Annotated in this window: 10 protein-coding genes; all 10 read left to right on the top strand. The window is 56.5% G+C overall.

What is annotated here, in order from left to right; all coding sequences use genetic code 11:
- The first annotated feature begins 267 nt into the window (after positions 1-267).
- The 10 genes from cobJ to ACZYR9_RS24550 are packed head-to-tail and all read left to right on the top strand — an operon-like array spanning position 268 to position 10,756.
- Positions 268-1,911: a precorrin-3B C(17)-methyltransferase gene (gene cobJ / locus ACZYR9_RS24595; protein ID WP_488981053.1), complete on the top strand. Its 1,644-nt coding sequence runs from the start codon at positions 268-270 to the stop codon at positions 1,909-1,911.
- A 38-nt stretch (positions 1,912-1,949) separates the two neighbouring features.
- Complete coding sequence (locus tag ACZYR9_RS24590) at positions 1,950-2,882, top strand: sirohydrochlorin chelatase (RefSeq protein WP_488981052.1); 933 nt, start codon at positions 1,950-1,952, stop codon at positions 2,880-2,882.
- Entirely contained in the window at positions 2,879-3,655 is a 777-nt protein-coding gene (gene cobK / locus ACZYR9_RS24585) for a precorrin-6A reductase (RefSeq protein ID WP_488981051.1), read from the top strand. Before ACZYR9_RS24590 ends, cobK begins: the two co-directional genes overlap by 4 nt.
- Before the next feature lie 3 nt (positions 3,656-3,658).
- On the top strand, positions 3,659-4,309 hold the full coding sequence (locus tag ACZYR9_RS24580) for a precorrin-8X methylmutase (RefSeq protein WP_488981050.1): 651 nt from the start codon (positions 3,659-3,661) through the stop codon (positions 4,307-4,309).
- Positions 4,310-4,314: 5 nt separating this feature from the next.
- The gene (locus tag ACZYR9_RS24575; protein WP_488981049.1) at positions 4,315-5,430 is read left to right on the top strand and encodes a cobalt-precorrin-5B (C(1))-methyltransferase; all 1,116 of its coding nucleotides are present in this window, start codon (positions 4,315-4,317) and stop codon (positions 5,428-5,430) included.
- A 29-nt stretch (positions 5,431-5,459) separates the two neighbouring features.
- Entirely contained in the window at positions 5,460-6,704 is a 1,245-nt protein-coding gene (gene cbiE, locus ACZYR9_RS24570) for a precorrin-6y C5,15-methyltransferase (decarboxylating) subunit CbiE (protein ID WP_488981048.1), read from the top strand.
- Positions 6,701-7,411 carry a precorrin-2 C(20)-methyltransferase gene (cobI, locus tag ACZYR9_RS24565; RefSeq protein WP_488981047.1) on the top strand — a complete coding sequence of 237 codons (711 nt, stop codon included), beginning with the start codon at positions 6,701-6,703 and terminating at the stop codon, positions 7,409-7,411. Before cbiE ends, cobI begins: the two co-directional genes overlap by 4 nt.
- Positions 7,408-8,184 (top strand): precorrin-4 C(11)-methyltransferase, encoded by a 777-nt coding sequence (cobM, locus tag ACZYR9_RS24560; protein WP_488981046.1) that lies wholly within the window; start codon positions 7,408-7,410, stop codon positions 8,182-8,184. Before cobI ends, cobM begins: the two co-directional genes overlap by 4 nt.
- A complete protein-coding gene (locus tag ACZYR9_RS24555; protein ID WP_488981045.1) occupies positions 8,184-9,341 on the top strand; it encodes a cobalt-precorrin 5A hydrolase in 1,158 nt (385 codons plus the stop codon). Before cobM ends, ACZYR9_RS24555 begins: the two co-directional genes overlap by 1 nt.
- Entirely contained in the window at positions 9,338-10,756 is a 1,419-nt protein-coding gene (locus ACZYR9_RS24550; RefSeq protein ID WP_488981044.1) for a cobyrinic acid a,c-diamide synthase CobB, read from the top strand. The genes ACZYR9_RS24555 and ACZYR9_RS24550 overlap by 4 nt, the downstream gene beginning before the upstream one ends.
- The last annotated feature ends 525 nt before the right edge of the window (positions 10,757-11,281 follow it).

Genomic DNA, 11,281 nt, shown 5'->3' with positions numbered 1-11,281 from the left:
GAAAGGGCTGAGAAGTTTGCTTTCTCGTTATTTAGAGCTTTGTTAACCTTTTGGAACCGCCGTATGCGGACCCGCATGTACGGTGGTGTGAGAGGTCGGGGGCTAGGCGCCCCCTCCTACTCGATTTTAAGGCATGTGGAGTTACATACGGAGGATGACCCATTGAAGCGGTAAGCTTGAAGTAAAAAGCTATGCGGGCTGTACAGTCCGAAGTCTGGTTTCTCAATGAGGTTGGTCTATTTATAGGAAGTTAGGGAGGGTTGCGGCATGAAAGGGAAATTGTCTGTGATCGGTTTCGGACCGGGCAGCTATGAGCATATGACGCAAAGAGCGAGAGATGCGATCCAGGAGTGCGACGTTGTGATCGGATACAACACGTACGTGGATCTGGTCCGCGGTTTGTTAAACGGGCAGCAGGTGGTGCGTACGGGGATGACCGAAGAGGTGAGCCGGGCGCAGGAGGCCGTTCGTCAAGCGGAGGCCGGGCATCGGGTGGCTGTCATCTCCAGCGGGGATGCCGGCGTATACGGCATGGCCGGACTGATCTATGAGGTGCTGATGGAAAAAGGCTGGCGGCGCGAGCAGGGCGTAGAGGTCGAGGTTATTCCCGGCATATCGGCGATCAACTCGACAGCTTCCTTGCTGGGGGCGCCTATCATGCACGATGCCTGCACCATTTCTTTGAGCGACCATTTGACGCCGTGGGACCTGATTATCAGGCGCGTGGAAGCGGCGGCACAGGCCGATTTTGTCATTGCGCTGTATAACCCGCGCAGCGGAAGACGAACAAGGCAAATCGTAGAAACGCAGCGGGTGCTGCTGAAGCATCGTTCGCCGGATACACCGGTGGGTATCGTTAAGAGTGCTTACCGCGAGCGAGAGGATATCGTCATTACGACGCTTGAGAAAATGCTGGACCACGACATCGGCATGCTGACGACAGTGATCATCGGCAACTCAACCACAGTGGTCTATGACGGGCTTATGGTAACACCGCGCGGGTATCAGCGCAAATATACGCTCGGATCGGACGTGCAGTCTCTGAAGCCGCATGAGAGGCTGAGGCAGGAGGCGGAGCCTTGGGCGCTGGAGGCACGGGCGGAGATCGATGGACCGCAGTCGGATGCTGAAGCGCAGGCAGAAGCCGAGAAGCCGGCATCGGCGTATGCGCTTGCCATGGAGGCTGTGCAGCTTGTCGATGCGCATCGTACCGGACTGGACCGGCCTGCTGCCGGCAGCCGGGACAAGGCCATATTCCGCCAGGAAGCCATCCTTGAATTTGCCGTGAGTCCCGGGCTCGCCGAGAAGCGGTTGAACGCCGCACAGCTTATGCTGCTTGCAGAGATTGTCGGTAAAGACGGGACGATGGAATACACGCCGCATCATCAAATGCTGGTGCGTCTTCGGACATCGGATCCTGATGCGGTGACCTCGCGATTAACGGAGGAGGGACTGCTGCTTGCTCCGATCGGCGATGTGGCGCAGCTGAAGGCCTGCGATTTCTGCAACATGGACAAGGCGGACTCCGTGCCGTATTTGGAGGAGCTTCATCGCCGTTTGGGCGGCATGAGCGTGCCGAAGGAGCTGAAAATCGGCTTCAACGGGTGCGGCATGGCATGCTACGGTGCAGTGAAGGAAGACATCGGAATTGTGTACCGAAAAGAAAAGTTCGACCTGTTTCTTGGAGGCAAGACGGTTGGAAGAAACGCTCACGCGGGTCAGCCTGTGGCCGAGGGAATCGAACCGGAGCAATTGGTGGAGACGGTAGAGAGGATTGTCTCCCGTTATGCCAGTGAAGGACACCCGAATGAACGGTTTCATAAATTTTTTGGCCGCGTGAAGGAGCTTGAAGGCTACCGCCATCAGGATCTGCCGGTCTTTCAGATTGAGAATGCGGTGTGCGGGGATTAACAAGACCGGTCAGGTCGTTATTAGAAGGGGGACGGAGTATGAATGCGGTATTGTTTGTAGGGCACGGCAGCCGGGATCCGGAAGGGAATGAGGAGGTACGGGCTTTTGTCGCTTCGGTAGCGGGAAGGCTTGGGCAGCCGATTGTAGAAACGTGCTTTTTGGAGTTTGAATCGCCTACGATCGCTCAAGGCATTCAGACCTGTGTAGACCGGGGAGCGACCCAGGTTGCGGTTGTGCCGATTACGCTGTTTGCTGCGGGGCATGCAAAGCTGCATATTCCGGCTGCTATAGATACGGCGAAGCTGAAGCATCCGGGGGTTCTGTTTGTTTACAGCCGGCCGATCGGCGTTCATGAGCTGGCGCTCGATATTTTGTCTTCACGCTTGGAAGAAGCGGGGGTCGATCTCGAAGAGAATGCGGAAGATACGGCGCTGCTTGTGATCGGACGGGGAAGCAGCGATGCGGATGCGAATAGCGATTTATATAAAATATCGAGGCTTCTGTGGGAGCGGCTGAAGGTAAAATGGGTGGAGACAGCCTTCATTGGCGTAACGGCTCCGCGCGCGGACGAGGGCGTGGAACGCTGCGTGAAGCTCGGCGCGAAACGGATTGTGATGCTTCCTTATTTCTTGTTTACGGGCGTGCTGATCAAACGCTTGGAGCAAATGAAGAGCGAGTTCGCCGGGAAGCATCCGGACTTCTCGTTCGTATTGGCAGATTACTTTGGCTTCCATCCGAAGCTGAGCGAAATTTTGCAGGAGAGGGCGAATGAGGCGCTTTACGGTGAGGTGCACATGAATTGCGATATGTGCCAGTTCCGGCTTGAGGCGGCGAAGCACATAGATCATCACCACGATCATGATCATCATCACAACCATGACCATGACCACAACCATGACCATGACCATGACCATGACCATGAACATAAACAGCAGGAGCAGAAGGTTAAGACCAAAGAGGTGTTTTCATGATTCTGATGCTTGCAGGTACGAGCGATGCCCGTGAACTGGCGGTGCGGATTCACGGCGCAGGGTATCATTTACTGGCTACGGTCGTAACCGATAGCGCGGCAAAAAGCCTCGAAGAGGCGGGAATTGCGGTTCAAACCGGCCGTCTTGACGCGGACGGCATGGCCGAGCTGATCCGCAGCCGGGGAGTTTCGACGGTTGTGGATGCGAGTCATCCGTTTGCGGAGGAAGCGTCGCGCCAGGCGATGGCGGCCGCTCTTCAGACGGAAGTGCCGTATATTCGCTATGAGCGTGAGCGGGGAACCTATGAGGGACACCAGCGTATTGTGTTCGTGGACGATTACGAGCAAGCGGCGGAGCTGGCTGCAAGTCGACGCGGCGTGATCATGCTGACGACAGGCAGCAAGACGCTGCATATTTTTGCCGAGCGGCTGATCGGACTGCCGGATACGACGCTGGTGGCCCGCATGCTGCCCCGCAAGGACAACATGGACAAATGTGAGCAATTGGGCCTTGAGCAGAAAAACATTGTGGCCATGCAGGGACCTTTTTCCAAGGAATTGAACCAGGCATTATACAGGCATTACGGGGTAACCACGGTGATCACCAAGGAAAGCGGCAAAATCGGGGCGGTCGAAGAAAAGCTTGCGGCGGCGCTGGAAATGGACATCGATACGATTGTCATCGGACGGCCGCAGCTGGATTACGGCGTCGTGTATTCGGAGTTTGACGGGGTGCTTGAGGAATTAAAAAACACATTAGGGGAGGCGTGTTAAAAGATGGATTTTCGAACGGAATTTAAACCGCTGACAGTTCAACCGCAGGAAATAGAGGAGAAAAGCTTCGAGATGATTACCGAGGAGCTTGGCGAGCATTCCTTTACCGACGAACAGTTCAAAGTGGTGCAGCGGGTTATCCACGCGTCTGCGGATTTTGAATTGGGGCGGAGTCTGGTATTTCATCCGGATGCCATTCGCGCCGGTATCGAAGCCATCCGCAGCGGCAAGCCGATCGTAGCCGACGTGCAGATGGTGCAGGTAGGCATCAGCAAGCCGAGGCTGCAAAAGTACGGCGGCGAGGTCAGGGTGTACATATCGGATCCCGATGTGATGGAGGAAGCGAAGCGGCTGAACACGACGCGGGCGATTATCTCGACCCGTAAAGCGGCACGTGAGGCGGATGGCGCGATCTACGCGATCGGCAATGCGCCGACGGCGCTGCTGGAGCTGATTCGTCTGGTCAAGGAAGGCCAGGCGAAGCCGGGTCTGATCATCGGCGTGCCTGTCGGCTTCGTATCTGCGGCGGAGTCCAAAGAAGAGCTGCTCAAGCTGGATGTGCCGTTCATTACAAACATCGGCCGCAAGGGCGGCAGCCCTGTCGCCGTGGCATCCGTTAATGCGCTGTCGCTGCTTGCGGAGCGAGAAGGATAAGCGGTATGGATACGACGGAGTCTAAACCGCTGCGTCATGGATATACGACGGGGGCTTGCGCCACGGCGGCAGCGCAGGCGGCGCTTGAGGCGCTGATTGTGCAGGAGCCGCAGCGGCACTCGACCATCCGGCTGCCGATCGGTCAGGACGTGACCTTTGAGATCGTCGCTTGCAAGGTGGAGGAGCATCGGGCTTCTGCAGAAATCATTAAGGACGGCGGCGATGACCCGGATGCGACTCACGGAGCGAGGATCATCTGCGAGGTTGCTTGGAAGGAAACGCCCGGTATTGAGCTCGACGGAGGTGTCGGAGTCGGCCGGGTGACGAAGCCCGGGCTTCCCGTAGAGGTGGGGCAGGCGGCGATTAATCCGGTTCCCCGGAAGATGATTCGCGAAGCGGTCGAGTCGGTGCTTAACCGGTACGAGCTGCATCGGGGAGTCAGGGTGGTCGTCTCCGTACCGGACGGCGAAGAAATTGCGAAGAAGACGCTGAATGCCCGGCTCGGCATTCTCGGCGGCATATCGATTCTGGGGACGCGGGGGATAGTCGTTCCGTTCTCTACGGCGGCATATAAAGCCAGTGTAGCCCAAGCGGTCCGCGTAGCGGTTAAGGGCGGCTGCAGCCATGTTATTCTTTCTACCGGAGGACGTACCGAGAAGTTCGGGATGGGGCTGTATCCGGACCTCCCGGAAGAAGCGTTCGTCGAGATGGGGGATTTCGTCGGGTTCGCGCTTCAGCAATGCGCCAGACAAGGCATCCGCAAGGTGACGCTGGTCGGCATGATGGGCAAGTTTTCCAAAGTCGCGCAAGGAGTGATGATGGTGCACTCCAAAAGCGCCCCCGTCGATTTCGGCTTTCTTGCCCGTATGGCGAAGGAGGCCGGGGCTTCAGAGACGGTGGTCCGTGACATTGCGGAAGCCAATACGGCTTCTCAGGTGGGAGATATGATGCATGCGCTGGGCTGCAATGCGTTTTTCGATGTCATGTGTGCGCACTGCTGCCGTTCTTTGCTTCAAGAAGCAGCGGGCGATCGCCCCGGCTTTGAAGTGGAGACGGTCATTATCTCGATGAAGGCCGAGCTGCTGGGACGGATGAGTATGACGAAGGAAAGCGGCGGATAAAGCGTCAGGCAGGGGAAGGGGATTATTCAATGAACGAAACGATTGCCGTCATCGGTATCGGTGATGACGGAGCGGCGGGTTTGCCTGAATTGTATATGGAGCGGATCAAACGGGCTGAGGTGCTTATCGGAGGAGAGCGTCAGCTGGAGTTTTTTCCGGACTTTCGGGGAGAAACGATTCCGCTTAAAGGCGGTCTGAACGATTTGACGGAAAAGCTCCAGGCGGACAACCGCCCAACGGTGGTGCTGGCCTCCGGAGATCCGTTATTTTACGGTATCGGCGGTTATTTGTCGGGCAAGCTTCCGGGGCGGGTAGAGGTGTACCCGCAGGTCAGCTCGCTTCAGCTCGCTTTTGCCCGAATCGGCGAGAGCTGGCAGGATGCGTGCATCGCCAGCGCACACGGCCGCAGTCTGAAGGGACTGGCCCAGCGGATCGACGGTCAGGCCAAGGTAGCGCTGCTGACGGACGAGAAGAACCATCCGGGAGCGGTCGCCCGATACTTGCTGGAATTCGGCATGACCGAATACCGCGTCTTTGTCGGCGAGCACCTCGGCGGTGCGAAGGAGCGCACAGGCTGGTACGAATTGGAGGAGCTTGCAGCAACCGGCGAGTCGACCTTCTTGCCGCTAAATATCATGATATTGCGGAAGCGTCCGGGGACAACATCACCGGATTGGCCGCTTGGCATCGATGACGCCGAATTCGCGCAGCGCAAGCCCGACAAAGGGCTGATTACGAAAAAAGAGGTCCGCATCCTCAGCTTGGCTGCCCTCCATCTGAAACGCGACAGCATCGTATGGGATATCGGTACCTGCACAGGCTCCATAGCGATCGAAGCGGCCCGGATTTGCCGTGACGGCGCCGTGTTTGCGGTTGAGAAAAACGAGGGCGATTTGGCCAACTTTCAGGAAAATATCCGCAAATTCCGTACCGATATTACGGGGATTCATGCAAAGGCGCCGGAGGGGCTTGACCAATTTCCGGACCCGGATGCAGTGTTTATCGGCGGCAGCGGGGGCGAGCTGAGAGAACTGCTTTCGATCTGCTGCAACCGGTTGAGATCAGGCGGCACCATTGTGCTCAACGCCGCAACGATCGAGAACTTGTCGGCTGCAACCCGTGCTTTTGCTGAAGAAGGGTTTGCTACGGACATTACGCTGGCTCAAATCAGCCGCAGCAAGCCGATTCTGGATATGACGCGTTTTGAAAGCTTGAATCCCGTATATATTATCGCAGCAAGACGGAAATCAAACGACAGGGGGACAAGCGAATGAGTAAGCTTGGCACATTGTACGGCGTGGGCGTTGGGCCGGGAGATCCCGAGCTTGTGACGGTCAAGGCGTTTCGCCTGCTCAAGGAATCGCCGGTGATCGCTTACCCGCGCAAAAAATCGGGCGCCAAGAGCTACGCCCTGGCTATTGTGGAAATGTATGTAGACACCCGGGAAAAGGATATGCTCGCATTGACCTTCCCGATGACCAAAGATAAAGAGGCGCTGGAAAAGCAGTGGAACAAGACGGTGGATACCGTCTGGACTCATCTCGAGCAGGGGAAAAATGTCGCGTTCGTTACAGAGGGCGATCCGATGCTGTACAGCACATATATCCATTTGATGCGGCTGATGAAAGAGCGGCATCCGGAGGTGGAGGCCATTTCGGTTCCCGGGATATCCTCTGTCAATGCTGCGGCATCCAGACTCGGATTGCCGCTTGCCGACGGAGACGAGCAGATGGCGGTCGTCCCGGCTACGGATGACTATGAGCAGATGCGCCGGGCATTGGAAACGCACGATTGCGTCGTGTTCATCAAGGTAGCCAAGGTGATCGACCTGATGCTGTCGGTGCTGCGCGATTTGGGGCTGACCGGCAAAGCTTCGGTGCTGACGAAGGTGACCTCGGGCGAAGAGCAGATTTGGCGCAATATTGAAGAGCTGGCCGGTCGCGAGCTGGAGTACTTAACGTTAATGGTGGTGAGAAAATGAAACTGTATATCATCGGCGCAGGCCCGGGAGATCCGGATTTGATTACGGTGAAGGGACTGCGTATCCTGCAGGAAGCCGATGTGGTGCTTTATACGGATTCCCTGGTTAACGAGGAGCTGATCGCGCGGGCAAAGCCTGAAGCGGAAGTGCTCAAAAGCGCAGGAATGAGTCTGGAGGAAATGGTCGCCGTCATGGCGGATCGTGTGAAAGCAGGCAAGCTGGTGGCCCGCGTTCATACGGGAGATCCTGCCGTCTTCGGCGCCATCATGGAACAGAAGGTGCTGTTGGCCAAGGAAGGGATTGAATGCGAAATCGTGCCGGGCGTCAGCTCCGTGTTTGCGGCTGCGGCGGCGGTAGGGGCTGAGCTTACGATTCCGGAGCTGACCCAGACACTCATTCTGACACGGGCCGAAGGACGCACTCCGGTACCGGATCGCGAGCAGCTCAAGGATTTGGCCTCCCACCATTGTACGCTGGCGTTATTCTTAAGCGCCACACTGACGAAAAAAGTGGTGCGGGAGCTGACAGAGGCGGGATGGAGCCCGGAAACCCCGGTTGCCGTCGTTCAAAGAGCATCCTGGCCGGATCAAATCATCGTACGGACTACGCTGGCCAGGCTGGATGAGGATATGCGGGTGAACGGAATCCGCAAGCATGCGATGATACTAGCAGGCTGGGCGCTCGACCCGGAAGTCGGATGCCATGAGGAGTACCGCTCGAAGCTGTACGACAAATCGTTTACACACGGCTACCGCAAAGGGGTGAGCGACTGATGGCCGCACCGGAAGTCATTACGCTGCAGGAAGGGGCGGTTCCCGACATCCGGAGATCGGGAAATTATGCGGTGGTGGCCATCACGAAGCACGGGGTGGAGCTTGCGCGCAGACTGCAGCGGTCGTTCGACCATGCCGACGTGTATTATATGTCTAAGTTTGCCCGGGGAGACGAGCAGGATAGAAATATACAGCTGTTCGAAGGCAGCGTGCGCTTGCTGTATCCCGCGCTGTTTCCGGCCTATGACGGAATCATTTGCATCATTTCCCTTGGCGCCGTCGTGCGCATGATCGCTCCTCTGCTGAAGGATAAAAAGGTGGACCCCGGTATCGTCGTCATCGACGATAAAGGAGAGCATGTCATCAGCGTGCTGTCCGGCCATTTGGGCGGAGCCAACGAGCTCACGCGCGAAGTCGCGGCGGTACTTGGTGCGGTTCCGGTGATCACTACGGCGTCGGACGTGCAGAAGACGATCGCCGTCGATCTGTTCGGACGGCGTTACGGATGGACTTGGGAATCGGCGGACAAGCTGACGCCGGTTAGCGCATCCGTCGTCAATGAGGAAAGCGTAGCTGTAGTCCAGGAATCCGGGGAACCGGATTGGTGGACGTATCCATCTCCCCTTCCGTCAAACATCCGCGTTTACGCGGACATTACGGCCGCTCTTGGAGATGCGCCGCAGGCTGCGCTGGTCGTCACCCATCGGATCCTCACGCCTGAAGAAGAGCCGATCCTGAACAACGGCGTGCTGTACCGTCCCAAAGTGATTGCGCTTGGTATCGGGTGCAATCGGGGGACAAGCTCGGAGGAGATTGCAGCGGTTATCCGGGAAACGCTGGAGGAGCTGCAGTTTTCGATCCGCAGTGTAAAGGCGGTCTGCACCATCGATTTGAAAAAAGACGAGCAAGGCCTGCTCGCCGTCTGTGCGGAGCACGACTGGCCTCTTGTATGCTATACGCCCGAGGAGCTTAACGAAATGACCATTGAGGATCCGTCGGATACGGTGTTTAAATTTACCGGAGCCTACGGCGTCAGTGAGCCTGCCGCCAAACGCTTCACAGGAGCGGAACATCTTGCGCTGGTCAAGAAGAAAAGCGGCAACGTTACGATATCCGTTGGCATTATGGAGTATAAGAAGGGAAGCGGCAGCGCATGAGTATGGGGGAAAGCGTGCCTGCCGTTCACCGCAGCATCGTCATTGCGGGGACCGGCAGCGGTGCAGGCAAAACGACGGTAACCATAGGGATCATGGCCGCTTTGCGCCGCAGAGGCTTATCAGTGCAGGGCTTTAAATGCGGTCCGGATTACATCGATCCGACTTATCACAAGGCGGTCACCGGCAGGCCTTCGCGCAATTTGGACAGCTGGATGCTTACATCCGAGACGGTAAAAGAAATATACGGACGTGCCTCAAAGGGCACCGACATATCTGTAGTTGAAGGCGTAATGGGGCTGTATGACGGGAAGGATCCGCTGTCCAATACAGGAAGCACGGCAGAGATCAGCATGCTGCTGCAGCTTCCCGTTCTGCTGGTGGTGAACTGCCAGAGCATGGCGAGAAGCGCGGCAGCCATCGTGAAGGGGTTTCAGCTTCTGGAGCCGAATGTGCGGATCGCTGCCGTGTTCGCCAACAAGGTCGGCAGCGACGGACACTACCGCATCGTCAAGCAAGCGATTGAGCAGGAATGCGGTATTCCGGTCATCGGCTTTATGAAGCGGGAAGATCAGCTGGCTTTGCCGGAGCGCCATCTCGGACTTGTGCCTTCCATTGAACGGGGAGAGCTGGGCGGATTTTTCGAGGAGCTGGCGGACCGTCTGGAGCAGAATACGGATCTGGATAAGCTGCTGGAGCTCGCTTCCGCAGCGGAGCCTCCGTTTGCAGGGCCTCCAAAGCTTTTTGCCCCTCCAGCCCGGTTATATCCGGTCAAAATGGCTGTGGCCTACGATGCGGCATTCCATTTCTATTATCCCGAAAATTTGGAGCTTCTGGAGCATTACGGCGCAGAGCTTGTCTACTTCTCCCCGCTGGCGGGAGAACCGCTTCCTAAAGGAGTGCAGGGGCTGTATCTCGGCGGAGGTTTCCCCGAAGAATTCGCCGATGCGCTGAGCCGGGAGGAAGCGGTGGCTGAGTCCTTACGAAAAGCCTTGGAAAGCGGGCTTCCGACGCTTGCCGAATGCGGAGGCTTCATGTATTTGACGGAAGCCATTGAAGATACCCGGGGCCAAAGCTATCCCATGCTGGGTCTTATCCCGGGCAAAGTGGTCATGCAGCCCAAGCTTGCTGCGCTTGGACTCAGGGAAATTACAGGCGCCGGAAACAATTTTTTGTTTCATGGCGATGATGCGGCGCGCGGGCATGAATTTCATTATTCCACGTTTGTCTCCGAGCAGACGGAGAAGATGGTTCCGGCTTATGAAACGAAGGGGCTGCGGGGAACCAAAAAGGAAGGCTGCCTGCTGTACCGGACGGTGGCGGGGTATACGCATTTGCACTTTGCTTCCAATCCCGAGCTTGTTGTACGATGGCTCAAGGAGTGCGGGGAATACCGTTTACCGATAGCGCAGCAGTGAAGCGAGAACTTGGATATGTAAGAAGCAGCAGAGCAGGGCCATCCCCGATCCGCTGCTTTTTTTCGTAGGATTTAAGATAGTCTGGAGCGGCTAGAGAAGTGGCAAGGTGAGGGTTTTTAACGGACTGTGTGCAGTCAGTAATCGCATATGACCACTCGCTGCATTCAAGATAGGCTGCTTAACCCATCGATTCAGGATTCGCCTTGCTTGCCGATCCGTTATGCTAAAGGCATCTGCAAGCTCCAGCGGTGTAAAAGGACGCAGCAAGCGCCGCACATAATGCATTATCTCCTAAGTGGAGCGATAAGCAATAGGAGAAAGCAAGCAGCTTTTATGCTCTTGTAAAATCATACTGTCATAAGAGTGATCCGGAAAATCACCAACAAAAGCATCGTCTATGATAGGAAGGGTTCCTCATCGGAATGGCCTCGATTCGAATAGAAGCTTTTATTTCGTTTGATTCATCGGCTCTTGACTTGAAAGTCAATCATATAATACCTTACTTTAAAGCGGCACTATATAGAT

It is taken from the genome of Paenibacillus sp. F024, from assembly GCF_057814255.1.
Note: the sequence above shows the minus strand (reverse complement) of the source record. Positions and strands in the feature narration are given on the sequence as shown.

Excerpts from the sequence above, each read along its gene's own strand:
- cobJ (WP_488981053.1), top strand. The coding sequence starts at position 268 with ATGAAAGGGAAATTGTCTGTGATCGGTTTCGGACCGGGCAGCTATGAG.
- ACZYR9_RS24590 (WP_488981052.1), top strand. The coding sequence starts at position 1,950 with ATGAATGCGGTATTGTTTGTAGGGCACGGCAGCCGGGATCCGGAAGGG.
- cobK (WP_488981051.1), top strand. The coding sequence starts at position 2,879 with ATGATTCTGATGCTTGCAGGTACGAGCGATGCCCGTGAACTGGCGGTG.
- ACZYR9_RS24580 (WP_488981050.1), top strand. The coding sequence starts at position 3,659 with ATGGATTTTCGAACGGAATTTAAACCGCTGACAGTTCAACCGCAGGAA.
- ACZYR9_RS24575 (WP_488981049.1), top strand. The coding sequence starts at position 4,315 with ATGGATACGACGGAGTCTAAACCGCTGCGTCATGGATATACGACGGGG.
- cbiE (WP_488981048.1), top strand. The coding sequence starts at position 5,460 with ATGAACGAAACGATTGCCGTCATCGGTATCGGTGATGACGGAGCGGCG.
- cobI (WP_488981047.1), top strand. The coding sequence starts at position 6,701 with ATGAGTAAGCTTGGCACATTGTACGGCGTGGGCGTTGGGCCGGGAGAT.
- cobM (WP_488981046.1), top strand. The coding sequence starts at position 7,408 with ATGAAACTGTATATCATCGGCGCAGGCCCGGGAGATCCGGATTTGATT.
- ACZYR9_RS24555 (WP_488981045.1), top strand. The coding sequence starts at position 8,184 with ATGGCCGCACCGGAAGTCATTACGCTGCAGGAAGGGGCGGTTCCCGAC.
- ACZYR9_RS24550 (WP_488981044.1), top strand. The coding sequence starts at position 9,338 with ATGAGTATGGGGGAAAGCGTGCCTGCCGTTCACCGCAGCATCGTCATT.